This is a genomic window from Mycolicibacterium vinylchloridicum, from assembly GCF_013404075.1.
Taxonomy (GTDB): domain Bacteria; phylum Actinomycetota; class Actinomycetes; order Mycobacteriales; family Mycobacteriaceae; genus Mycobacterium; species Mycobacterium vinylchloridicum.
The window spans coordinates 35,975-59,166 of record NZ_JACBJQ010000036.1 but is presented as its reverse complement, the minus strand read 5'-3'; the positions used below and the strand labels follow the sequence as shown (position 1 = coordinate 59,166).

25 protein-coding genes and 1 pseudogene are annotated in these 23,192 nt (G+C 66.2%); 10 read left to right on the top strand and 16 right to left on the bottom strand.

The features are described from left to right. A pseudogene (locus tag HPC46_RS35130) lies at positions 1 to 155 on the top strand (LLM class F420-dependent oxidoreductase); the annotation flags it as partial. 58 nt (positions 156 to 213) lie between these two features. Here the strand turns inward: HPC46_RS35130 and HPC46_RS24670 are convergent. Next, positions 214 to 933 (bottom strand): acetoacetate decarboxylase family protein, encoded by a 720-nt coding sequence (locus HPC46_RS24670; RefSeq protein ID WP_218894622.1) that lies wholly within the window; start codon positions 931 to 933, stop codon positions 214 to 216. A gap of 57 nt (positions 934 to 990) precedes the next feature. On the opposite strand from HPC46_RS24670, the gene HPC46_RS24665 reads away from it, so the two are divergent. Next, positions 991 to 2,202 carry a cytochrome P450 gene (locus tag HPC46_RS24665; RefSeq protein ID WP_179474821.1) on the top strand — a complete coding sequence of 404 codons (1,212 nt, stop codon included), beginning with the start codon at positions 991 to 993 and terminating at the stop codon, positions 2,200 to 2,202. A gap of 113 nt (positions 2,203 to 2,315) precedes the next feature. Further along, positions 2,316 to 3,065 carry a cutinase family protein gene (locus tag HPC46_RS24660; RefSeq protein WP_179474820.1) on the top strand — a complete coding sequence of 250 codons (750 nt, stop codon included), beginning with the start codon at positions 2,316 to 2,318 and terminating at the stop codon, positions 3,063 to 3,065. On the opposite strand, the gene HPC46_RS24655 is transcribed toward HPC46_RS24660, so the two are convergent. Further along, positions 3,062 to 3,862 (bottom strand): crotonase/enoyl-CoA hydratase family protein, encoded by an 801-nt coding sequence (locus HPC46_RS24655; RefSeq protein WP_179474819.1) that lies wholly within the window; start codon positions 3,860 to 3,862, stop codon positions 3,062 to 3,064. The genes HPC46_RS24660 and HPC46_RS24655 overlap by 4 nt on opposite strands. A 68-nt stretch (positions 3,863 to 3,930) precedes the next feature. Between HPC46_RS24655 and HPC46_RS24650 the strand changes: the two genes are divergently transcribed. Beyond that, positions 3,931 to 5,583, top strand: a complete 1,653-nt coding sequence (locus HPC46_RS24650; protein WP_179474818.1) for a medium/long-chain-fatty-acid--CoA/3-oxocholest-4-en-26-oate--CoA ligase — start codon at positions 3,931 to 3,933, stop codon at positions 5,581 to 5,583. Beyond that, the gene (locus tag HPC46_RS24645; RefSeq protein ID WP_179474817.1) at positions 5,583 to 6,704 is read left to right on the top strand and encodes an NAD(P)H-dependent flavin oxidoreductase; all 1,122 of its coding nucleotides are present in this window, start codon (positions 5,583 to 5,585) and stop codon (positions 6,702 to 6,704) included. Before HPC46_RS24650 ends, HPC46_RS24645 begins: the two co-directional genes overlap by 1 nt. Here HPC46_RS24645 and HPC46_RS24640 read toward each other — a convergent pair. The 3 genes from HPC46_RS24640 to HPC46_RS24630 are packed head-to-tail and all read right to left on the bottom strand — an operon-like array spanning position 6,701 to position 8,339. Continuing rightward, complete coding sequence (locus tag HPC46_RS24640; protein WP_179474816.1) at positions 6,701 to 7,216, bottom strand: hypothetical protein; 516 nt, start codon at positions 7,214 to 7,216, stop codon at positions 6,701 to 6,703. The two genes, HPC46_RS24645 and HPC46_RS24640, sit on opposite strands and share 4 nt — an antisense overlap. After that, positions 7,216 to 8,172: an amidase domain-containing protein gene (locus HPC46_RS24635; protein WP_179474815.1), complete on the bottom strand. Its 957-nt coding sequence runs from the start codon at positions 8,170 to 8,172 to the stop codon at positions 7,216 to 7,218. The genes HPC46_RS24640 and HPC46_RS24635 overlap by 1 nt, the downstream gene beginning before the upstream one ends. A gap of 11 nt (positions 8,173 to 8,183) precedes the next feature. Then, positions 8,184 to 8,339: a hypothetical protein gene (locus tag HPC46_RS24630; RefSeq protein ID WP_179474814.1), complete on the bottom strand. Its 156-nt coding sequence runs from the start codon at positions 8,337 to 8,339 to the stop codon at positions 8,184 to 8,186. Positions 8,340 to 8,600: 261 nt separating this feature from the next. Here HPC46_RS24630 and HPC46_RS24625 point away from each other — a divergent pair, with 261 nt between their 5' ends. After that, a complete protein-coding gene (locus HPC46_RS24625) occupies positions 8,601 to 8,993 on the top strand; it encodes a VOC family protein (RefSeq protein ID WP_179474813.1) in 393 nt (130 codons plus the stop codon). On the opposite strand, the gene HPC46_RS24620 is transcribed toward HPC46_RS24625, so the two are convergent. Then, a complete protein-coding gene (locus tag HPC46_RS24620) occupies positions 8,944 to 9,648 on the bottom strand; it encodes a helix-turn-helix domain-containing protein (protein ID WP_233716644.1) in 705 nt (234 codons plus the stop codon). The two genes, HPC46_RS24625 and HPC46_RS24620, sit on opposite strands and share 50 nt — an antisense overlap. 99 nt (positions 9,649 to 9,747) lie before the next feature. Between HPC46_RS24620 and HPC46_RS24615 the strand changes: the two genes are divergently transcribed. After that, positions 9,748 to 11,304: an acetolactate synthase large subunit gene (locus HPC46_RS24615; protein WP_179474812.1), complete on the top strand. Its 1,557-nt coding sequence runs from the start codon at positions 9,748 to 9,750 to the stop codon at positions 11,302 to 11,304. On the opposite strand, the gene fadD17 is transcribed toward HPC46_RS24615, so the two are convergent. From fadD17 to HPC46_RS24600, 3 genes are read right to left on the bottom strand one after another with little or no spacing between them, the layout of a single operon-like run. After that, on the bottom strand, positions 11,301 to 12,824 hold the full coding sequence (gene fadD17, locus HPC46_RS24610; protein WP_179474811.1) for a long-chain-fatty-acid--CoA ligase FadD17: 1,524 nt from the start codon (positions 12,822 to 12,824) through the stop codon (positions 11,301 to 11,303). The two genes, HPC46_RS24615 and fadD17, sit on opposite strands and share 4 nt — an antisense overlap. Positions 12,825 to 12,832: 8 nt before the next feature. Beyond that, complete coding sequence (locus HPC46_RS24605; protein WP_179474810.1) at positions 12,833 to 13,930, bottom strand: acyl-CoA dehydrogenase family protein; 1,098 nt, start codon at positions 13,928 to 13,930, stop codon at positions 12,833 to 12,835. A gap of 33 nt (positions 13,931 to 13,963) precedes the next feature. Beyond that, entirely contained in the window at positions 13,964 to 15,148 is a 1,185-nt protein-coding gene (locus HPC46_RS24600) for an acyl-CoA dehydrogenase (protein ID WP_179474809.1), read from the bottom strand. A gap of 175 nt (positions 15,149 to 15,323) precedes the next feature. Here HPC46_RS24600 and HPC46_RS24595 point away from each other — a divergent pair, with 175 nt between their 5' ends. Then, complete coding sequence (locus tag HPC46_RS24595; protein ID WP_005139047.1) at positions 15,324 to 15,515, top strand: ferredoxin; 192 nt, start codon at positions 15,324 to 15,326, stop codon at positions 15,513 to 15,515. Between the two features lie 13 nt (positions 15,516 to 15,528). Beyond that, positions 15,529 to 16,443 (top strand): 3-oxoacyl-ACP reductase, encoded by a 915-nt coding sequence (locus HPC46_RS24590; protein ID WP_179474808.1) that lies wholly within the window; start codon positions 15,529 to 15,531, stop codon positions 16,441 to 16,443. Here the strand turns inward: HPC46_RS24590 and HPC46_RS24585 are convergent, their stop codons facing one another. The 5 genes from HPC46_RS24585 to HPC46_RS24565 are packed head-to-tail and all read right to left on the bottom strand — an operon-like array spanning position 16,444 to position 19,319. After that, positions 16,444 to 17,901 carry an alpha,alpha-trehalose-phosphate synthase (UDP-forming) gene (locus HPC46_RS24585; RefSeq protein WP_179474807.1) on the bottom strand — a complete coding sequence of 486 codons (1,458 nt, stop codon included), beginning with the start codon at positions 17,899 to 17,901 and terminating at the stop codon, positions 16,444 to 16,446. A 3-nt stretch (positions 17,902 to 17,904) separates the two neighbouring features. Beyond that, complete coding sequence (locus tag HPC46_RS24580; protein WP_005139050.1) at positions 17,905 to 18,069, bottom strand: hypothetical protein; 165 nt, start codon at positions 18,067 to 18,069, stop codon at positions 17,905 to 17,907. A 31-nt stretch (positions 18,070 to 18,100) separates the two neighbouring features. Continuing rightward, positions 18,101 to 18,538: a hypothetical protein gene (locus HPC46_RS24575; RefSeq protein ID WP_179474806.1), complete on the bottom strand. Its 438-nt coding sequence runs from the start codon at positions 18,536 to 18,538 to the stop codon at positions 18,101 to 18,103. Between the two features lie 28 nt (positions 18,539 to 18,566). Next, positions 18,567 to 18,953: an intersectin-EH binding protein Ibp1 gene (locus tag HPC46_RS24570; protein ID WP_179474805.1), complete on the bottom strand. Its 387-nt coding sequence runs from the start codon at positions 18,951 to 18,953 to the stop codon at positions 18,567 to 18,569. 51 nt (positions 18,954 to 19,004) lie between these two features. Next, the gene (locus HPC46_RS24565) at positions 19,005 to 19,319 is read right to left on the bottom strand and encodes an intersectin-EH binding protein Ibp1 (RefSeq protein ID WP_179474804.1); all 315 of its coding nucleotides are present in this window, start codon (positions 19,317 to 19,319) and stop codon (positions 19,005 to 19,007) included. 445 nt (positions 19,320 to 19,764) lie between these two features. On the opposite strand from HPC46_RS24565, the gene HPC46_RS24560 reads away from it, so the two are divergent. Next, positions 19,765 to 20,595, top strand: a complete 831-nt coding sequence (locus tag HPC46_RS24560; protein WP_179474803.1) for an SDR family oxidoreductase — start codon at positions 19,765 to 19,767, stop codon at positions 20,593 to 20,595. Here HPC46_RS24560 and HPC46_RS24555 read toward each other — a convergent pair. Further along, a complete protein-coding gene (locus tag HPC46_RS24555) occupies positions 20,578 to 21,489 on the bottom strand; it encodes an NAD(P)-dependent oxidoreductase (protein WP_407665559.1) in 912 nt (303 codons plus the stop codon). The two genes, HPC46_RS24560 and HPC46_RS24555, sit on opposite strands and share 18 nt — an antisense overlap. Positions 21,490 to 21,499: 10 nt before the next feature. Beyond that, the gene (locus tag HPC46_RS24550; RefSeq protein ID WP_179474801.1) at positions 21,500 to 23,071 is read right to left on the bottom strand and encodes an LCP family protein; all 1,572 of its coding nucleotides are present in this window, start codon (positions 23,069 to 23,071) and stop codon (positions 21,500 to 21,502) included. Positions 23,072 to 23,192 lie beyond the last annotated feature (121 nt).

Below are 23,192 nucleotides of genomic sequence, written 5' to 3'. Positions count from 1 at the left end.
CCGTTCCCGACGAACTCGTCGACGACTCGGCGATCGTCGGCGACATCGACTACGTCCGCAAACAGATCGCCGCCTGGGAAGCCGCCGGCGTCACCATGATGGTCATCGGCGCCCGCAGCCCCGAACAGATCACCGAGGCCGCCAGCCTCTTGTAGACACTTCTTGCGAGTTGTCTAGCCCGGGCTCTAGATTGACCGGATGACGTTCGGGCGCTCAGCGCAGGATGTGGGCGTCGCCGAACGTCATCTCGACGTGGGCGACCGAGCCCGACACCATCGCGCGCTTCGGCAGCCCCAGCGAGGCCAGCTCTTTGGCGTACGGGTGATCACCCAGGCGCAGGGTCGCGCCGCCGGGCCGGAATCGCACCCCGGAGTTCTTCATCTCCCAGGGCACTTCGCGGGTGGTGCCGTCGGCGAACGTGTACGTCTTGAGCACCTGGGTGCGCGGCCGCAGCGAGGGAATCGGCAGGCCTCGGTGGAATTCGATGCCGGCGATCAGCGATCCGTTCTCACTCACGTCGAAGGTGAACGGACTGGCGTCTCGAACAGTGAAATCGGCCATGATCTTGGGGAAGCCCCAAATCGTCCGGCCGGCCTCGAGGGTGAACTCCTGGTCGACCGGCAGGTGGTGGATGAAGGCGGCCGCGTCGCCGAGAGCTTTGAGGCCACTGGCATCGGAGTCCGGGGGATTGACCATCACGCACGTGCCGAACTCGTGGTACTTGCCGAGGTCGCCGTCGATGTAGCGGGCCAGCATCAGGTTCACCACCGCGCGGCCAGGCCGGAACTGGCAGACCTTCAATCCGCTGTAGTCGATGAGTCGCTGCGCGGCGTCGGCCGAAACGGAGAACATCGCCGTGTGGACATCGGCCTTGCGAATCCGCACCGGCATGGTGAGCACTGTGCCGGCAATGGTGTGCTGCGAATCAGACATGCGGACACTGTAATCCGCTTCGGGACCTTGCGTGGACGGAAGTATGGAGGGAATTAGATGACAGGCACTTTGGCTCCAGCCAAGCCGAATGTTGATCTGACGGACGGAAATTTCTACGCCGACGGTGCCGCGCGCGAGGCATATCGCTGGATGCGGGCCAACGAGCCGGTGTTCCGCGATCGCAACGGGTTGGCCGCGGCGGCGAGCTATCAGGCGGTGATCGACGCCGAGCGCGACCCGGAGACGTTCTCCAACACCGGCGGTATCCGGCCCGACAACCCGGGCATGCCGTACATGATCGACATGGACGATCCCGGACATCTGTTGCGCCGCAAGCTCGTCAACGCCGGTTTCACTCGTAAACGGGTGATGGACAAGGTCGCCGGGATCGACGAATTGTGCGACACGCTGATCGACGCGGTATGCGAGCGGGGAGAATGCGACTTCGTTCGCGATATCGCCGCGCCGCTGCCGATGGCCGTCATCGGTGACATGCTCGGCGTACTGCCCGAAGAGCGTTCGACGTTGCTGAAGTGGTCCGACGATCTGGTGTGCGGCCTGAATTCAGCTGCCGATGCCGAGACCTTGCAGGCCGTCATGGATGCGTTCGCCGGGTATTCGGCCTACGCCACCGAGACGATCGCCAAGCGCCGGGCCGAACCGACCGACGATCTGTTCTCGATTCTGGTCAACTCCGAGGTCGAAGGCTCGCGCCTCGATGATCAGGAGATCATCATGGAGACCCTGCTGATCCTCATCGGCGGGGACGAGACCACCCGGCACACGCTGTCTGGCGGCACCGAACAGCTTGTGCGCCACCAAGATCAGTGGCAGAGCCTGTTGGCGGATCCGGCCCTGTTGCCGGGCGCCATCGAGGAGATGCTGCGCTGGACCTCCCCGGTCAAGAACATGGCCCGCACGGCGATGCGCGACGTCGAGTTCCACGGCACGCAGCTGCGCCAGGGCGAGAAGATGCTGCTGATGTTCGAGGGGGCGAATTTCGACGAGTCGGTGTTCGGCGACCCGGAGAACTTCCGCATCGACCGGAACCCGAACAGCCACTTGGCCTTCGGCTTCGGCACGCACTTCTGCCTGGGCAATCAGCTGGCCCGACTGGAGCTCAGCACCATGGTGCGCAAGGTTCTCGAGCGGCTGCCGGATCTGCGGCTGGCCGACGAGAACGCGCTGCCGCTGCGGCCGGCGAACTTCGTCAGCGGGCTGGAAGCGATGCCGGTGGTGTTCACCCCGTCGAAGCCGGTTCTCGCTTAATCGCCGACCGCCTTGTTTGAGCTGTCCCACTTCTGGGAATCATGACCCCACTCCCCGGGTGAGCGGCGCGGCTGGCCGGGCCGGGGTAACACCGTCATGAGTTGTGGGGCAACATGCATGTCACTGAATCCGACCGAACCCGATACTTGCGCAGGCTGTTCCTCGCCGCGACGCTGACTCTCCTGGCGCCATTGGCGGCGCCGACGGGCGTTCCTGCCGCGTCGGCCGCCGAAGAGTGTCCCGACGTGGAGGTGGTGTTCGCCCGCGGCACGTTCGAACCGCCGGGTGTCGGCGGCATCGGCCAGTCATTCGTCGACCAACTGAGAGCGCAACCGCAGCTTGTCGGCAAGTCGGTCGACGTGTATGCGGTGAATTACCCCGCCTCGCTGAACTTTCCGGCTGCCGCCGATGGTGTGATCGACGCCAGCAACCGAGTTCGCGACATGGCGGGCAGGTGCCCGGACACCGAGATTGTGCTCGGCGGCTACTCCCAGGGCGCCGCGGTCGCCGGTTACGTCACGGCCGACAAGATCCCGGACGGCTATGTGCCGCCGAACGGGATCAACGGGCCGATGCCGCCGGAGATCGCGACCCATGTCGCGGCCGTCGCATTGTTCGGTAAACCGTCGAACGGGTTTCTGAACAGCATCGATCGCAGCGCGCCACCGATCACCGTGGGTGCCCTCTACGTGCCTAAGACGATCGACCAGTGCGTGCCAGGGGATCCGATCTGCTCACCGACCGGCGGCGACAACGGCGCCCATATGGCCTATGCCGACAACGGGATGACCGCTCAGGCGGCCGGTTTCGCTGCGCAGAAGATCGTCGCGGCCGCGCCACCGACTGCGACGCAGAACCGTTAGCGCATCTTCCAGACGGGCGCGCGCTTCTCCTTGAACGCCAGCGGGCCCTCCTTGGAGTCCTCGCTCAAGAACACCGGGATGCCGTTCGCGGTGTCGGGCTTGAACGCGTCGAGTTCGTGCATGCCTTCGGATTCGCGGATGGTCTTGAGGATCGCCTGTACGGCCAGCGGGCCGTTGTTGTTGATCACCTCGGCGATCTCGAGCGCCTTCTCCAGCGCCGTGCCATCGGGCACCACGTAGCCGATGAGCCCGTAGGACAGCGCCTCGGCGGCGGTGATGTGGCGGCCGGTGAGCAACAGGTCGCACGCGATCGTGTAGGGAATCTGCCGCGGCAGCCGCACCGCGGACCCGCCCATCGGGTACAGGCTCCACTTCGCCTCGGAGATGCCGAACTTCGCGCTCTCGCCCGCGACGCGGATATCGGTACCCTGCAGGATCTCGGTGCCGCCCGCGATGGCCGGGCCCTCGACGGCCGCGATGAGCGGCTTGGTGAGCCTGCGGCCCTTCAGTAGGCCCTCGATCTTTGTCGGGTCGAACGCGCCGCTCTTGAACGAGTCACCGGGAGGCGCCTTGGTCGCGTTCTTCAGGTCCATGCCCGCACAGAAGTAGCCGCCCGCACCCGTCAGGATGCAGGTCCGGATCTCCGGATCCTCGTCGACGCGGTTCCAGGCGTCGACCATGATCGAGAGCATCTCAGTCGAAAGCGCGTTGCGCGCCTCAGGCCGGTTCAGCGTGACGATGAGAGTGTGTCCGCGCTGCTCAATGAGGGCGTCGGCGCTTTTTTCGGGCTCGCTCACAGGTATCTGCCTTCCAGCATCTTTGCCACAGACTTGTGTGGAAATGTAACACGTTCTAATTTGGGTCCGTGGCCCTGAACATAGCCGACCTAGCCGAACACGCCATCGATGCCGTGCCTGACCGCGTTGCCTTCATCTGCGGTGAGGACCGAATCACTTTCGCCGAGTTGGAGGACAAGGCGAACCGCTTCGCCCATTACCTCATCGACCACGGCGTCAAGAAGGACGACAAGGTCGGGTTGTACTGCCGAAATCGGATCGAGATCGTCATCGCGATGCTCGGCACCATCAAGGCAGGCGCGATCCTGGTCAACGTCAACTTCCGCTACGTCGAGGGCGAACTGCGCTACCTGTTCGAGAACTCCGACATGGTGGCACTGGTGCATGAGCGCCAGTACTCCGATCGCGTCGCCAACGTGCTTCCCGACACCCCCGACGTCAAGACGATCCTGGTGATCGAAGACGGAAGCGACAACGACTTCGCCCGCTACGGCGGTGTCGAGTTCTACGCCGCACTCGCCGAGAGTTCGCCGGTGCGGGACTTCGGTGAGCGCAGCGAGGACGACATCTACCTGCTCTACACCGGCGGGACCACCGGCTTCCCCAAGGGGGTCATGTGGCGCCATGAGGACATCTACCGGGTTCTGTTCGGCGGCACCGACTTCGCCACCGGTGAGTTCGTCAAGGACGAGTACGACCTGTCCCGGGCTGCGGTCACCAATCCGCCGATGGTGCGCTACGCAATTCCGCCGATGATTCACGGCGCCACTCAATCGGCGACCTGGATGTCCATCTTCTCCGGCCAAACCACCGTGCTGTCACCGGAATTCGACGCCGACGACGTCTGGCGCACCATCCACGAGCACAAGGTGAACCTGCTGTTCTTCACCGGTGACGCGATGGCACGCCCGCTTCTGGATGCGCTGCAGTCCGCGATCGACAGTGGCAAGGAGTACGACCTCTCCTCGCTGTTCCTGCTGGCCAGCACCGCGGCGCTGTTCTCCACCAGCCTCAAGGAGAAGCTGCTCGAACTGCTGCCCAACCGGGTGATCACCGACTCGATCGGATCCTCGGAGACCGGCTTCGGCGGCACCAGCATCGTCGCCAAGGGGGAGCACCACATGGGCGGCCCTCGGGTCACCATCGACCATCGCACGGTCGTTCTCGACGAGGACGGCAACGAGGTCAAGCCCGGCTCCGGAGTCCGCGGTGTGATCGCCAAGAAGGGCAACATCCCGGTCGGCTACTACAAGGACGAGAAGAAGACCGCCGAGACGTTCAAGACCTACAACGGCGTGCGTTACGCGATCCCCGGCGACTACGCCGAGGTCGAAGCGGACGGCACCGTGACGATGCTGGGTCGTGGCTCGGTGTCGATCAACAGCGGTGGCGAGAAGATCTACCCCGAAGAGGTGGAGGCCGCACTCAAGGGCCATCCGGACGTGTTCGACGCCCTGGTCGTCGGGGTGCCCGATCCCCGCTTCGGCAACCATGTCGCCGCCGTGGTGGCTCCCCGCAAGGGTGCCCGTCCGACGCTGTCCGATCTGGATACCTTCGTGCGCAAGGAGATTGCCGGCTACAAGGTGCCGCGCAGCCTGTGGATCGTCGACGAGGTGAAGCGCTCACCGGCCGGAAAGCCGGACTACAAGTGGGCCAAGGATCAGACCGAGGCGCGGCCGGCCGACGAGGTGCACGCCAAGCACGTGGGCGCGTCCAGCTGATGCACACAGAGCTTTGTGATCGGTTCGGCATCAAGTACCCGATCTTCGTCTTCACCCCGTCGGAGAAGGTCGCCGCGGCGGTCAGCCGCGCCGGCGGCATGGGCGTGCTGGGCTGCGTGCGGTTCAACGACCCCGACGACCTCGAGGCCGTGCTGCAGTGGATGGACGAGAACACCGACGGTAAGCCGTACGGCGTCGACGTCGTGATGCCGGCGAAGATCCCCACCGAAGGCTCGTCGGTCGACATCAACAAGCTGATCCCACAGGAGCATCGGGACTTCGTCGCCAAGACGATGGCCGACCTGGGTGTGCCACCGCTTCCCGACGACCTCGCCCGCAACGAGGGCACGCTCGGCTGGCTGCACTCAGTCGCGCGCTCGCATGTGGAGGTCGCGCTGCGGCACCCGATCAAGCTGATCGCCAACGCCCTCGGCTCGCCGCCCAAGGACGTCATCGACCAGGTTCACGAAGCCGGAGTACCGATCGCGGCCCTAGCCGGTTCGGCCAAACATGCTCAGCGGCATGTCGACAACGGCGTGGATATCGTTGTGGCCCAAGGCCATGAGGCGGGTGGACATACCGGCGAGATCGGCTCGATGGTGCTTTGGCCGGAGATCGTGGACGCGGTTTGCGACCGCGCCGCGGTACTCGCCGCGGGTGGCATCGGTACCGGCCGCCAGGTCGCCGCCGCGCTTGCGCTGGGCGCCCAAGGTGTGTGGATGGGTTCGGCGTTCCTGACCTCGGCCGAATACGACCTCGGCGTCCGGCTGCCGTCCGGGCGGTCGGTGATCCAGGAGGCGATGCTGACGGCGACGTCGGCCGACACCGTGCGCCGCCGGATCTACACCGGGAAGCCGGCCCGGCTGCTCAAGAGTCGCTGGACCGACGCCTGGGATGCCGACGGCGCTCCTGAGCCGTTGCCGATGCCGTTGCAGAACGTTCTCGTCAGCGAGGCGCACCAGCGGATGAGCGAATCGTCGGATCCGACGACGGTCGCGATGCCGGTCGGCCAGATCGTCGGGCGGATGAACGAGATCCGGCCGGTCGCCGACATCATCGCCGAGCTGGTCGACGGCTTCGAGGCGGCAAGCCGGAAACTGGACACGATCCGCGACAGTTAGTGCGTCTCGTCTCGTAGGGCAGCTTCGGTCCAGTAGCCGCCCATTCCCGATGGGATCGCGATGACGCGGATAGTGCGCGGCGTCGGTGGTTGTCCGGGGCAGAGTTGCTGCAGCTTCATATCGAAGCCGCGGGCCTGGCTGGGGTGGTACCAGGACACGACGGCAGGATCTTGCCGACCTTTGTCTTCAACTCCGTCCAGGGCGTACTGACAGCCGGGCGGGGGAAGCATCGGCGTGATGTTTGCAGTGATCGCCTTGAGGTTGGCATCTGATTCAGGCTGCCCGTCAATGCGCATGAGATTGACGTTGTCGGGATTGTGGGTGTTGAGTCCTGCCACAACGGCTTCGGCGGCTTTCTGTTGTGTTGCGGCGTTGTAGTCCTTCATCGGGTAGGGGTTGACGTCTTCTGTCGCGTACAGATACCACAGGGCAGCGCCGCCCAGACAGAGGAGCGCGACTGCAAGAGTGACCACCACGATTAAGCGGGTGGTTTTGGCAGCCAGCATCTTCATCACTCTCCGGGGTAGGTCAGGTGGACGAACTCGACCGATGCGTTGCCGCCGTTGAAGCCGCCGTTGTCTGGCATCCAGTCGTCGTGAAAGTTGTTGGTGCCCATGGCATGTTGGTCCACCACATCCACGAGGGTGCCGTTCTGCATCTTTTGTCCGACATAGACGGCAGTGTGATTGATGGTTCCGGTGGCCGTGTCGTGATAGTAGATGAGATCACCGGGCACGAGCCCAGCTTTCGATGGCGCGAGGGGATCGAGCGCGGCGATGTTGGCCGGCATTGGTGCAGTACCGACCACGTGGCCACGGCCCGAGTCAACGATGAAGTCGCGGTTGGCTTGGGCAACCGACCATGTGTTGGAGTTCGTGTTACCCGGAAAGTGCAGGCCGTTGTTGTAGTACCAGTCGTCCGCGTCGCCGCGGTGCCAGTCGTCGATGCCATCCCCGACGTCGTGAAATCCGCCGGCCCGCATGACTTGTGACGCGAAATTGGTGCAGTCCCCGCCGCCGTCTCCGAAGTTCTCATAGTCGGGATTCGAACGATGTCGATCGTCGGCATTGCCGGCCCATCGGTCGGCGTATTCGAGTGCGCGTCTGCGTGCCTCCGAGAGGGTTCCGTATGGATCGGCGGGTCCGGTTGTGAAGTCCACCCCCTGGGCGGTCTCGCTGAAGTCGTGATTGGTGAGTTCCGCTGTGGCGCTGGCGATCTTCGCGGCGACCTCGTTGTCAGCGGTACGCAGTGCGGCCGCCCGGGTCGCGAGTGTCGCCGCATGTTGTTGTGCAGCAAAGATTCGCGGCGGCCTGGACCCGCTGGTGTCGACCACCGAGAGGTCTTCGCTCACGGTGAAATTGGCTTCGCGCGCCGCGTTGACGGCATTGATCGCCTGGCTTTTGAGGTAGCCGAGTTGATCGGCGCCACGGCGGGCAATCGTCGCCGCTTCCTGCAAGCTGTCAGCCATGCCGCGCACTTTCACCCGGGAACCGTTCCGTCGCCCAGCGCCGCGAGACGCTGTGCGGAGTTGTCCTCCGTGTTCACGTAGTGCGCCGCAGCAGTGATCAGTTTGTCGCCCGTGGCCTGGACGCGGCTGGCCATGGCCGCTGCCGCGGTCCCAACCGCTTTATACACGCTGCCGACCGCAGCCGCTGTTGCTTGCGCTGGCGGTCCCACCCGTCCGGTGGGGACCTGGCTGGCTAAGCGCGCTGCGTCGACCGAGCACTGTCCAGCAAGTGCATGTAAGCCCTCGTCGCAAACTTCGAAAGCCGGCATCGGCTCAGTCTAGGACGAATACTCGGCACGTCTATTCACCCGATCCGCGGCAGCTCGCCCGCGCTGCAACCTGTCCGATTTGTTCACGACTTGCCGGGGAAGGGGCCATAACGTGCAGTCATGGACATCGCCATCACATCGACCGTCATCGAAATCGTGCCGAGCGACCTGCCTCGTTCGCTGTCCTTTTACCGGCTGCTCGGCCTAGGTGTGCCGGACCCGGACGGGCCGCATGTCGAAATAGAACTGCCGGGTGGGAATCGGTTGGCATTCGACACCGAGGAGATCATCGCGGGGATGCATCCGGGGTGGACGCCCCCCACCTCCGCGGGACGGGTGGCGCTGGCCTTCGGGCTGCGTTCGCCGGCCGAGGTCGACGAGCTGTTCGCCCGCGTCGTCGACGCCGGACATCTCGGCGCACTCGAGCCATTCGATGCGCCGTGGGGCCAGCGCTACGCCAGCGTCACGGACCCAGACGGCACGACGGTTGATCTGTTTGGGGCGCTGGGATGACGACCGCCGCGACGGGCAGGCCGGAGAATGTGCGCACCTCCCGGTGCAGATGTGGCTGGTCGGCATAGCCGACTCGAGCGGTGGTTTCAGCGACGGAGGCCTCGGCACGCAGCATCGCGACCGCCCGTCTGAAGCGCAGGACCCGTCGCAGCATGGCCGGGCCATAGCCGTACACGTTGACACATTGTCGCTGTAAATGTCTTGTCGACCAACCGATTTCACTGGCGACATCACTCACTGCGGCGCCGTGTCCCAGCGCATTGGTCACTGCCCCGAGCTGCGGGAGGGACCAGGGTGCTGTTTCCTTGGTGGGTTCGCCGTTGAGTAGTTGTCCAGTGACGTCGGTGAGCGAGCCGCGTACGTCGGGGCGCAGCTCGGCCAGCGGAACTCGATCGTTGAGCAGCTCGGCCGCAGGCACGCCGAGCAACCGGGGCAGTACACCAGGGTGGAACCGCATGCCTGTCACCTCGACCGATTCGTGGTCGCTGACGAAGGACGCGGTGTCCGGACCGGCCACCACGATCGAGCCGTTCAGTTCGATCAGATCCATGCACCCGTCGGGCAGCACGTGAGTAGGTCTGTGACCGTCGGACCGCCAGACGCATTCGACCAGCGGCCGCAGCGGTAGCGCGGGCGCGACCTCGCGATAGCCCATGTATCCGACCGTAGCCAACCTCACCGACAACGGTCTGGGTACACAACTCCGGACACGATCCGCGACAACTAGGGCGCCTCGCTGATTAAGCTCGGTCGGGTGAATGGCGCACAGGCACTGATCACGACGTTGGTCGACGGTGGCGTTGATGTGTGCTTCGCCAATCCCGGCACCTCCGAGATGCACTTCGTCGCCGCACTGGACATGGTGCCGAAGATGCGCGGTGTGCTCACACTGTTCGAAGGGGTCGCCACCGGCGCCGCTGACGGGTACGCGCGCATTGCCGGCAAGCCCGCTGCAGTGCTGTTGCACCTCGGTCCAGGACTGGGCAACGGGCTGGCCAACCTGCACAACGCGCGACGGGCGCATGTGCCGATGGTGGTCGTCGTCGGTGATCACGCGACCTATCACAAGAAGTACGACGCGCCGCTGGAGTCCGATATCGACTCGGTGGCCGGCACCGTGTCGGGCTGGCTGCGCCGCAGCCTGGCGGTCGCCGATGTGGCCGCCGATACCGCTGAGGCCATCGCGACGGCACGCGCCGGTAGGCACATCTCCACCCTGATCCTGCCCGCCGACGTCTCCTGGAACGAGGGCGCGTCGACTCCGGACAGTTCTGCGGGACAGCCGGATTCGGCGATCATCGATCTGGGGCAGGTAGCGGACGTACTACGCGCCGGCGAGCCGACGGTGATCATGGTCGGCGGCGACGCCACCGGTGTGGCCGGCCTGTCCGCGGCGGTCCGGCTCGCACAGGCCAGCGGCGCGCGGGTGTTGTGCGAGACGTTTCCGGCCCGACTCGAGCGCGGGGCAGGGGTGCCGGCCGTGGAGCGGCTGGCCTATTTCGCCGAGGCCGCCGTCGCCCAGCTCGCCGGTGCCCGGCACCTCGTGCTGGCCGGTGCACCCCATCCGGTCTCGTTCTTCGCCTATCCCGGCAAGGCCAGCGACCTGGTGCCCGACGGCTGCGCGGTGCATACCTTGGCCGGCCCGGTCGGCGCCGCCGCCGCATTGGAGGCCTTGGCCGACAAGGTCGCACCGGGCGAGATCGCGGCCACCGCGGCGCCGTCGCGACCGGCCCTGCCGAGCGGGCCGCTCACGGTGATGACGTCAGCCGATGTCATCGGCGCGTTGCTGCCCGAACGGGCCATCGTCGTCGATGAGGCGAACACGTCGGGAGTCCTTCTGCCGCAGGCGACGGCGGGCGCCCCGGCACACGACTGGCTCACCCTCACCGGCGGTGCGATCGGCTATGCGTTGCCGGTATCGGTCGGAGCCGCGATCGCCGCGCCGGACCATCCGGTGCTGTGCCTGGAGTCCGACGGTTCGGCGATGTACACCATCTCGGCGTTGTGGACCCAAGCCCGCGAGGGCCTCGACGTCACCACGGTCGTCTACGCCAATCGCGCCTACGACATCCTGCGGATCGAACTGCAGCGGGTCGGCGCCGAGGCGGCCGGGGCGGGCCCAGGGCCCAAGGCTGAGGCGCTTCTCGATTTGACCGGACCCACACTGGATTTCGTGCGCATCGCTAAAGGTATGGGGGTGCCTGCCCGCCGGGTTGGCACGGCCGAGGAGCTTGCCGATGCCCTGCAGTGGGCTTTCGACGAGCCGGGACCCCACCTGATCGAGGCGGTCATGCCCTCGATCGCGTCCTAACGCGGGATCTCGAACACCGGGTCCGCGCACTCCAGCGCCTCGGCGGACAGCCTGCGCTTGATGATCTTGAACGTCTCGGTGCTCGGCAACGCGGTGCTCACCCGCACGAACGACGGCCATTGCTTGGGTCCGAGATCGTTCTGGGCAGCCAAGAATTCGCGGAAGGCCGCCGGATCGAAGTCCGTACCCTCGGGTAGCACCAGCGCGGCCATCACCCGATCGCCGACCGACGGGTCGGGGATCGGATACACCACGGCCTCGGTCACATCGGGATAGCGCATCAGCACGCGCTCGATCGGCGCGGTGCCCAGGTTCTCGCCGTCGACCCGCATCCAGTCACCCAGCCGGCCGGCGAAGTGCACGTAGCCGGCGTCGTCCCGGTAGGCCAGATCTCCGCTGTGGTAGATCCCGCCGGTCATCCGCTCGGTTTCGGCATCTGGGGCGTTGTAGTAGCCGCGGAAATTGCCTGGGCCGGTGAGGTTTACCAGCTCGCCGATCACCCCGGGCGGGCACGGCTGCCCGGTCTGGACGTCGATGATCTCGAGGCCTTCGGGCAGCGGACCCAGCGCGCCCTCGGGGGTGTCCGGGGTGCGGGCGATGTTCACCCCGCCCTCGGTGGAGCCGAATCCGTCGACGACGATCACGCCGAAACGTTGTGCAAACCGGTCGATATCGCGCGGCGCGGCCTCGTTGCCGTAGACGATCCGCAACGGATTGTCGGCGTCGTCAGGCTGCGCCGGGGTGGCCAGGATGTAGGACATCGGCTTGCCGACGTAGTTGGCGTAGGTGGCGTTGAACCGCCGGACGTCGGGAATGAACTGCGAGGCGGAGAACTTGCGCCGCAACGCAATCGATGCCCCGGCGGCGACCGCGACCGCCCAGCCTGCCATCACCGCATTCGAGTGGAACAGCGGCATCGACAGGTAGCAGGTATCGGTGGGCCCCAGCCCGAACCGCTCGGCCAGCATCACTCCGGGAAATGCGACCTTCTCGTGCGTGCAGCGCACCGCCTTCGGATCGCCGCTGGTGCCCGAGGTGAAGATCAGCATGAACAGATCGTCGAAGTGGCTGGGCGCGAACGTGACCGGTGAGCCGCGGAACTGGCCGAGCTCATCGGCCCAGGCGGACGATCCGACGTCGACGACGGCCATGCCCTCGGGGACGAAACCGGCGCCGTAACTTTGGAGGTCACCGTCAGCGAGGACGAACTGACAATCGGCTTTCTGGATGTCGCGGGCCAGCGCCTCACCGCGGCGGGTGGGGTTCAACCCGACCGGGACCAGCCCGGCCAGTGCGGCCGCCACCAGCAACGAGGAGAAGAACGGCGTGTTGCCGAGCAGCACGCCGATGTGCGGTGGCTTCGCCGGATCGAGTCTGGCCTTGCACGCTGCCGCCAGGTCGGCGGCATCCTGAATATGTTGGCGCCAGGTCGAATACGAGCCGTCGTCGGCGTGGATACCGCGATCGTCGACGTCGGCCAACCGCACGAGCAGATCGGTGACGGTCTGCTCGTCGCTCACGGGTCCGCTCAAGCCGGCGTGTCGGCCAGCTCGCGGCCGATCTGACGCAGCTGCGCGGTGGCGCCGCCGAGTGCGAACTCGATCTGCTTGGCGGTGATGAAGTAGCGGTGGACCTGGTGGTCGGTGTCGATGCCGACTCCGCCGTGGACGTGCACGGTGGTGTGAGCCACCCGATGCCCGGCCTCGGCCGCCCAGAACGCGGCCGTGGCCACCTCGACATCGGCGGGCAGATCCTCAGACAGCCGCCACGACGCCTGAACGAGTGCCAGCCCCAGGCCCTTGATGTCGATGTAGTCGTCGGCCAGCCGTGCCGAAACCGCCTGGAAACTGCCGATCGGGCGGTCGAACTGCTCACGGGTGCGGGCGTACTCGGCCGTCAGCTCCAGCGCACGCTCCAGCACACCGAGCTGGAAGGCTGTGTGGCCCAATGTCTTGTGTGTGGTCAACCAGGCCAGGACGTCGCCGTCGCCGACGACCCGATCGGCCCCGACCTCGACACCGGCGAGATCGAGCTCGCCCGCACTGGTCTTGCCGGTGGTCAGAAGCGGGGTCACCGAAACCCCCGCGTCGCTGGCGGCCACGATGAAGACCTTTGTGCCGGAATCAGTTTCAGCCGGAACCAGGAACGCGTCGGCGACAGGGCCGAACTCGACCTGGGTGCGGGTACCGGTCAGCTTGAACCCGTCGCCGGCGGCGGTCGCCTGCACCGGGCCCTGGCCGAATTCCCCGTCGAGGGCCACGGCCAGGATCTTCTCGCCGGCCACCGCCGGGGCCGCCCACGCCTCACGTTGTTCGGGGCTACCGAACCGGGCGAGCGCGCCGGCGCCCAAGACGACCGACTCCAGATACGGCACGGCGGCGAGCTGGCGGCCCAGTGCCGCGAGGATCGCCGTCTGCTCCAGCACGCCGAAGCCGCCGCCGCCCACCGATTCCGGCGCCGCCGTCGACAGGATGTCGGCGTCGATCAGCTTGCGCCACAGCTCGGTATCGAAGCGCTGCTCGAGGCTGTCGAGCTCACGCTGATGCTGCGGTGTGCACACCGCGTCGACGATGGTGCCGACCAGACCCGAGAGATCCTGCGCGGCTTCTGTTCTGGTGAAATCCATTTCGGTCCTACTTCTCTTCAGGTCTGTCGGTGGTCAGCGGTTGACTCGGGGCAGGCCCAGCGCGACCATGCCGATGATGTCGCGCTGGATCTCGTTGGTGCCGCCACCGAAGGTGAGGATCAGGGCCGCGCGGTGCATCCGCTCGACACGACCGCGCAGCAGCGCTCCGTGGGAATCCTGGCGCAGCGTGGCCGAGGGCCCGAGAATTTCCATCAGCAGCCGGTAGGCCTCGGTGGCCAGCTCGGTGCCGAAGACCTTGGCCGCCGAGGCGTCGGCCGGGCTGAGCGTTCCGCTCTTGGCGGAGGCGAGTTCCCAGTTGATCAGCTTGAGGTACTCGGCCTTGGCCAGCACGCGGGCGAGGTTGAGCTGCACCCACTCCGAGTCGACCAGGCGATTGCCGTGGACATCCTTGGTGTTCTGCGCCCACTCGCGAACCTGGTTGAGTGCCAGGAAGATCGGCTGGGCCGAAACCAGGGCGACGCGCTCATGATTCAGCTGATTGGTGACCAGCTTCCAGCCGCCGTTCTCCTCACCGACGCGAGTGGAGACGGGCACCCGGACGTCCTGATAGTAGGTGGCGCTGGTGCCGACACCGGCCATCGTGTGCACCGGCGTCCACGAGAAGCCCTCGGATGTGGTCGGCACGATCAGCACCGAGATGCCACGGTGCTTCTTGGCCTCCGGGTTGGTCCGCACCGCCAGCCACACGTAGTCGGCGTACTGGATCAGGCTGGTCCACATCTTCTGGCCGTTGACCACGTAGTCGTCGCCATCGCGCACCGCGGTCGTGCGCAGCGCCGCCAGGTCTGTGCCGGCGCCGGGCTCGGAATAGCCGATCGCGAAGTGCAGATCCCCGGCGGCGATCTTGGGCAGATAGAACGACTTCTGCTCGTCGGTGCCGAACGCCATGATCGTCGGCGCGACGCTGTTGATGGTCAGGAAGGGCACGGGCGCGCCCGCGATGGCGGCCTCGTCGGTGAAGATCAGCGAGTCCATCGGGTCGCGGTTCTGGCCGCCGTACTCCGTCGGCCAGTTCAGGGTGAGCCAGCCGTCCTTGCCCATCTGGGACACGGTCTCGCGGTAGACGTTGCCGGTGCCGATCTCGCCGCCGGTCGTCGACATCAGCGCTTCCTGGCGCTCAGGGGTCATCAGCTTGCCGAAATAGGCCCGCAGTTCGCGGCGCAGCTCCTCTTGTTCAGGGGTGTAACTGATCCGCATCGCACTTGATCCTTCGTTGGAGTTCGTCGCCGTCGGCGACCCGCCGACACTCCTGGTTGTAACACGTTCTAGTCTTGTGGTCCAGCGCCGGTTCAGACCAGGTGTCGCTCCATCAGGTCGTATCGTGGTGCTGCGAACGCCCCGCCGCCGGGGTCTGTCAGCCAAGGAGGTTGTCGTGCGAGTCGAAGTCGATCGCGATCGTTGTGAAGGTAACGCTGTCTGCGTGGGAATCGCGCCGGACCTGTTCGAACTCGACGATGAGGACTACGTCATCGTGACCAAGGACCCGATCCCCGCGGACCGGGAGGATGCGGCCGAGCAGTCCATCGCCGAATGCCCCCGCGCCGCCCTGACCCGCAAAGACTAGAGGTATTCGTAAGTTGACTGCACAAGACGACGCGATTGATCTGTCCGGACGGGTAGCGGTGGTGACCGGTGCCGCCGCTGGCCTGGGCCGCGCCGAGGCCGTCGGGTTGGCCAAATCCGGGGCGACGGTCGTGGTCAACGACATGCCCAAGGCACTCGACGAATCCGACGTGCTGGACGAGATCGCCGCCGCCGGATCCAAGGGCGTGGCAGTTGCCGGCGATATCAGCCAGCGCTCGACCGCCGACGAACTGGTGTCTTGCGCCGACGGGCTCGGCGGACTGAACATCGTCGTCAACAACGCCGGCATCACCCGCGACCGCATGTTGTTCAACATGACCGACGAGGACTGGGATGCGGTCATCGCGGTCCACCTGCGGGGGCACTTCCTGCTCACCCGCAATGCCGCGACCTACTGGCGCAACCAGGCCAAGGAGAACAACGGCACGGTCTACGGCCGCATCATCAACACCACCTCGGAGGCCGGGTTGTCCGGGCCGATCGGGCAGGCCAACTACGGCGCCGCCAAGGCGGGCATCACCGCGCTGACCCTGACCGCATCGCGGGCACTCGGCCGTTACGGCGTGCGAGCCAACGCGATCGCCCCGCGGGCGCGCACCGCGATGACGGCCGACGTGTTCGGCGAGGTTCCCGAGCTCGCCGAGGGCGAGGTCGACCCGTTGTCACCCGAACACGTGGTGACGCTGGTGCGGTTCCTGGCCTCGCCTGCCTCGGACAAGGTCAACGGTCAGGTGTTCATCGTCTACGGGCCGTCGGTCACGCTGGTCGCCGCTCCCACCGCCGAGCACCGGTTCGATGCCGACGGAGCTGCGTGGGATCCCTCGACGCTGGGTGCCTCGATGGGCGCGTACTTTGCTGATCGCGATCCGGACCGCACGTTCGGCGTCATGGGCTTGATGGGCGACTGATCAGTCGGGGTCGCCCGGACTGTTCGCGTTGCCCAGCACATCGAGGAAGGACCGCGCCCACCGGTCGACATCGTGGGCCAATACCTGCCTGCGTAGCGCCCGCATCCGGCGGCGCCCCTCTTCTGCAGTCTGATTGACGGCGGCCTCGATGGTGTCCTTGACCCCTTCGAGATCGTGCGGGTTGGTCAAATAAGCCTGACGGAGTTCGGCTGCGGCACCGGTGAATTCACTGAGAACCAGGGCGCCGCCGAGATCGCTGCGACAGGCGACGTACTCCTTGGCCACCAGGTTCATCCCGTCGCGAAGCGGTGTCACCAGCATGACGTCAGCGGCCACGAAGAATGCGATCAGGTCGTCGCGGGGCACCGGACGATGGATGTAATGCACCACCGGGTGGCCCACTTCGCCGTACTCGCCGTTGATGTGGCCCACCTGCTGCTCGATTTCGCTGCGCAGCACCCGGTAGCTTTCCACCCGCTCACGGCTCGGGGTGGCCAGTTGCACCAGCACGGTGTCGTCGCGCTTGGCGCGGCCTTCGGCGAGCAACTCCGAAAACGCTTTGAGCCGAACATCGATGCCCTTGGTGTAGTCCAGCCGGTCGACGCCGAGCAGGATCTTGCGGGGGTTGCCGAGCTCGGCGCGCAGCTCCTTCGCCCTTCGACGGATGTCGCGGGTGCGCGCCTTGCGGTCCAGGTCGGCGGAATCGATGGAGATCGGAAACGCGCCCACCTTGACCGTGCGGTCGCCCAGTTGTACCTCGCCGAACCGTGACCTGACGCCAACCGAGGCTCGAGATGTATTGGTGCCGACCAGCCTTCGGGAAAGAAACAGGAAGTTCTGCGCGCCGCCGGGAAGATGGAACCCGACCAGGTCCGCGCCGAGCAGGCCTTCGATGATCTCGGTCCGCCACGGCATCTGCATGAACAGTTCCACCGGCGGGAACGGAATGTGAAGAAAGAAGCCGATTGTCAGGTCCGGCCGCAGCATTCGCAGCATCTTGGGCACGAGTTGCAGCTGGTAATCCTGAACCCACACCGTGGCACCCTCGGCCGCCGCGCGCGACGTCGCTTCGGCGAAGCGACGGTTGACGTCGACGTAGCGATCCCACCACTCGCGGTGATAGATCGGCTTGACGATCACATCGTGGTACAGCGGCCACAGTGTCGCGTTGGAGAAACCCTCGTAGTACTCGGCGACGTCGTCGGCAGACAACCGCACCGGGAAGAGCTGCAGGTCCTCCTCGACGATGGGTTCCTCGGGCCCGTCGACAATGCCCGGCCAGCCGATCCAGGCGCCACGTTGCTTGCGCAGCAGCGGCTCCAGCGCGGTGACCAGACCGCCGGGACTCCGTTTCCAGGTCACGCTGCCGTCCGGCAGCCGCTCCATGTCGATCGGCAGCCGGTTGGCGACCACCACGAAATCAGCATCTCCGGAGCGGGCTTTCTGGCTCCCGGCCACGGGCTATGCCTCGAGCTTTGACGGCCCAATGCCGAGCATCGACAAGAAGACGCGACACTCGTCGGCGTCGTTCGCATAGGCCGCCACGACTCGCCGGGCTTGGCGCGCGGTGCTGTCGGCCAGCGGCTCCACGTCGTCGATATCCGTGGGATCAGATTTTGCAGGCATCTCTCAACCTTAGCGAAGGGGCAAATATCAGCTACGGGCTCGAGGAGAGCGTCGACTTGGGCTGGACGGCAACCTCGTCCTGACTGGTCTCGTAGCAGGCCGCCGACTCCCAGTAGCCGGTGCACGGGGTGCCGTTGATGTTGGGGACCAGGTCGGCTCCGACACCTGTCTCGACGGTGGACGACATGTCCTGTGTGGTGCGCGGCTGCAGATCGTCGAACGCCTCGTCACCGTTGGTGGTGGCGACCGGGGTCATGGTCGGAGTGCAGTTGCCGGTCGACGGGTCCAGCGACTCGCCCGACTCGCAGCCGGCCGTTCCACCTGGCTGCGACGCCACCGGCTGGGGGCCACCCGGTCCGGGCTCGGGTATCCCGCCGCCTTCGGCGTGAGCCAGCGGAGCGGTGGAAACCGCGAGCGCAAACGCGCTCGCGGTCAACAGCTTTACCACCCAGGTGGATTGGACCGGCATCGTTGCCCTCCCTGATCCGCCCGTTCGACTACGGGCTAGACGAAATACTCGAATGCGGCGTGACGGCGGGCACCTGATTCTCCTGGAGCCCGATGCACTGGCCGGTGTTGGCGCCCGTGCACGGGATGCCCTGAACCTCGGGCAGGCTGTTGGGGTCGCCCGGCGTCGAGTAGGTCACGTTACCGCCGCCGCTCGTCGGCGTGGGGTAATTGCCACCCGGCTGGTTCGGCACCATCTCCGGAACGCACTGATCGGTGTAGAGGTCTTCCGACTCACCGGCCGGGCAAGCGATGGCTGGACCGGCCGGTGCACCCGCCGGAGCCGCGAGGAAGGCAACGGCGGGCGCGGCCGCGATCGCGATGCTGAAACCGCCTGCGAGCAGAATGCGGCGGCCGACTGAGGAGGAAATCGCCATACTTCACACTTCCTAGAGAAGTTGACGGAGTTCCGAAGCCGGCCCTCCGTTCTACGGACTGGTCGAGACTGTGGAGCGGGGTTGTTGCGCGGGAGCCTGCTGCTCTTCCTGCAATCCTATGCACTGACCGGTGTTTGCGCCTGTGCAAGGTATCCCTTGCACTTCGGGCAGGCCGCCCTGCGGGCCAGTCGGTGCCTGCACTTCGCACCCGCCGGTCGCCGGGTTGACCACCTGGCCGGGCGGGCAGGCCGCGACGGAACCGGTCGACGGAAGGGCCGAAACGGCCAGCGCCGGAGCCGCCGCGACCGCGAGCGCGAAGCCGCCGGCCAAGGCCAGGCGCCGCGCGGAATTCTTCAGATTTGCCATGATCGTGCCTTCTACTAGGTTTGCTGAGTGGCCGTGTCAGGGCAGTGTATTGCTGCCATCCCCGTCCCGTGGTTGTTCGGCGGTTTTATCGAACGTCAGCGCGCGCGTGTTACAGGGCAGTCAATATTTCTTCGTGAACCGTTTCTCAGTCACATGACCGCTGTTCACAAGGGTCTGTAAGGACCGGCAATCGCGATATCGGCAATGGCATCGCCCTAACGGAATTACCGGGTATGGCCGCTTGAGTGGCGCAATGCCGCCGCCCTCGGCGGGATTGGCGCCGACGGTCAATAGGGCGGATTTGGGGATTGTCAGATGTTCGCTGGCAGCGATCGGAAATCGAGCCGGGGCAGGGTAGTGCCGCTAGTGGGACGGGGTCTATGCCGCGGCGCGACACCGTGGTTCTATACGTAGAACTTGTTCCAGTTTTGCGTGAGGAGTCGGCGTGCAGCTCTCGTTCGAGGATCGGACGTACCTGATCACCGGTGGTGGCAGCGGTATCGGTAAAGGCATTGCGGAGGGGCTGGCCAAGGCCGGCGCCAATGTCATGATCGTCGGCCGCAGCGCCGATCGCCTCGCCGCGGCCGTCGACGAGATCAAGGCCGTCTCACCGAAAGGCAACGTCAACTACGAGCCCGCCGACGTCACCAACGAGGATCAAGTCGCCGCGGTCGTCGATGCGGCCACGGCATGGAACGGCCGGCTGAGCGGCGTCGTGCACTGCGCCGGCGGTTCGCAGACCATCGGCCCGATCACCCAGATGGACTCCGAGGCCTGGCGTGCGACGGTCGACCTCAACATCAACGGCTCGATGTACGTGCTCAAGCACTCCGCGCGCGAGATGGTGCGCGGCGGCGGGGGTTCCTTCGTCGGGATCTCCTCGATCGCGGCCAGCAACACCCACCGCTGGTTCGGCCCATACGGCGTCACCAAGTCGGGCCTGGACCATCTGCTCAAGCTGGCCGCCGACGAACTCGGGCCGTCCTGGGTGCGGGTCAATGGCATCCGGCCCGGTCTGATCAAGACCGAGCTGGTGCAGCTGGTTCTCGATTCACCCGATATCAGTGGGGACTACGCGGATTGCACCCCGCTGCCGCGCCCGGGCGAGGTCGAAGACGTCGCGAACATGACGCTGTTCCTGCTCAGCGATGCCGCCCAGTGGATCACCGGGCAGATCATCGGCGTCGACGGGGGGCAGAACCTGCGCCGCGGACCGGATTACCGGGCGATGCTCGAGCCAGCGCTGGGTGCCGACGCGCTACGCGGAGTGGTCTGAGGCGCCGGCATCGGCGGCCGCGAGGCCGCTGATCGCCGACCAGTCCAGGTGCTCGCCGCCCTCGGCGAGCAGGCGCAGGAACCGATCGCGCAGCAGGCTGGCAATCGGCAGCGGCACCCGTAGTTCCTCGGCGGCCGACAGCACCAATCCAATGTCCTTGTGCCCCAATGGCGCTGCGAAGCCGGCCGGTTCGAACTGTTCGTCGGCGATCAGGCCTCCGTAGGTCTTGTACACCGGGGCCGAGAACAACGTCGACGTCAGGATGTCCAGGTACTGATGCCGGTCGACGCCGCCCTTGACCACGAGCGCCATCGCTTCGCCGAGGGACTCGATCACCGAGCCGATGAGGAAGTTGCCGCTCAGCTTGACCAGATTGGCTGCCGACGGGTCCTCGGCGACCACGAACGTGCGTTGGCCGATCGCATCAAAGACGGGCGTCATCGCGTTGACGGTGGCGACCGGTCCGGCGGCGACGACGAACAAGGCTGCGGCAGCGGCGGCCTCCGGCCTGCCGAACACCGGGGCCGCCACGAACGCTCGGCCCGCGGCGGCGTGCGCCTCGGTGAGGCGCTTCGACAGGCCGACGCTGATCGTGCTGGAGGAGATGTGGACGGTCTGCGGCCCGGCCGAGGCGATGATGCCGCCGTCGCCGAACGCCACGGCCGCAACGGCGTCGTCGTCGGCGAGCATCGTCAGCACGACGTCACCCCCGCAGGCGTCGGCGACGGTGTCGGCCGGGCGGGCGCCTTGCGCCGCCAGCGCATCCACCTTCGGGCGGGAGCGGTTGTAGACCGTCACCTCGTGTCCGGCCTTGATCAGATTCGCGGCGATTCCCGCGCCCATATTCCCCAGTCCGATGACTCCGATGCGCATGGCATCCAAGCTAGTTGACACGGCACCAGCCTTAGTTGACACAGGGAACCTGGCCGCCGTCGATCGGGGCGCCCTGGTCGGGAGTCGGGGTGACGGTCATCTCCGACCAGCTGCGGTGGGACGTCGAGGTCGAGACGAAGTCCTCGGACTGCGGCTGATCGGGCGGGACGTCGTAGCCCTGGCCGAGCACGACGCGCACGTGGTCGGCGGCCAGTGCGAGGGTGGCCTGCGGTGCGTTCTCGACGCCGAGGATGGTGGCCACCGACTGCGCGTCGGTTTTTCCGCCGGGGCCGTAGGTGATCACCGTGTCGATCGGTTCGCCCGACTCGCGGTCACGGACCTCGTCGATCGTGAAGTCGTGCTTGCCCAGCAGTGACGCCGCCTGTGAGGCCAACCCCGAGGTGTCGCTGGCGTTGACGACGCTGACCACGGTTTGCGGGTTGGGTGGTGGAATCGGTTGCGGGACAGTGGTCGTGGTCGCGGTGGCGGAGTCGCCACCGATCGCCCTTGCGATTTCGGCACGGATCTTGGCCGGATCGACGATGTTGACGTCTTGGCCGTTGATGTTGTCGTAGCGCACCACCGGCAGTGTGCGGAACTCGACGTTGCCGCCGGCCAGGGCGGCCATCCGGCGGAACTGGTCCTCGCCCCAGCCTTCCGACAGCACGATGTCCTGGCGGGCCACGTCCATCAATCGCTTGAACTTGTCCAGGTCGGTGAACGAACCGGACTGCTGCAACTCGTGTGAGACCGACAGCAGGAAGGCCTGCTGCCGGTGGGTGCGGTCGAGGTCGCCGTTCTCCAGGCCGTGCCGCTGCCGGACGAACGCCAGAGCCTGTTCGGCGTTCAGTCGCTGCGGACCGGCCGGAAAGTTGGCTCCCGAGTAGTCGTCGTGCACGGCGTGATTGAGGCAAACGTCGACGCCGCCGAGGCTGTCGGCCAGATGATAGAAGCTCGCGAGATTGACCTCGGCGAAGTAGTCGATGGGCTGGCCGGTCAGATTGCGCACCGCGCGGATCGTCGCTTTACGGCCGGCCTCCCGTCCCGCGCGCTCCAACTCGGCGCGATCGCCGATGCCCTCGTCGACCAGCTTCTGCTCGGTCTGGGCCTTGGTCAGCCCGTAGGCTTCCTTGATCTTGATGTGGCTGTAGCCCTTGATGCCGCTGACGGCCACGTAGTCGTCGCGCGGGATCGAGAACGCGACGACGTGGTCGTCGGCGCTGATGTGCACCAGGATCAGCGTGTTGGTGTTGTAGCCGCCCGAGTCGGAGTCGCCGGCGTGCAGCTTGTCCAGGAGTTCATCGGGCAGCTCGTTGCCCTGTTGATCCTTGCGGGAGTCGAGCCCGATCAGCAGGATGTTCATCGCACCGCCGCTGGAGCGCGGCTCGTCGGAGCCCAGCGCTTGTGAAACCGTGATTCCGCTGAGTAAACCGTGCGCCTGCGAATAGGCCAGACCGGTGAGCATCACGACCACCGCAGAGGCCAGCCCGATCGCCGATCGGGAGATGATCTTCAACGCCCGCCGGCCGGTATTGGACGGCCCTCGATGGCGGCCGTGGCGGTTGCCCGCAGTGGCCGCTCGCGGGGGCGGCGACGGATCCATGATCGACAGTATGCGGGCAATTGCTGGCCAGGCCCCAGCTAGGCCGGGTGGCCAAGCTGGACACAGCGGGTTCCGTCCACCGCGATTTCGGCGCGTGAACCGTCGCTGAGCGAACGAAACC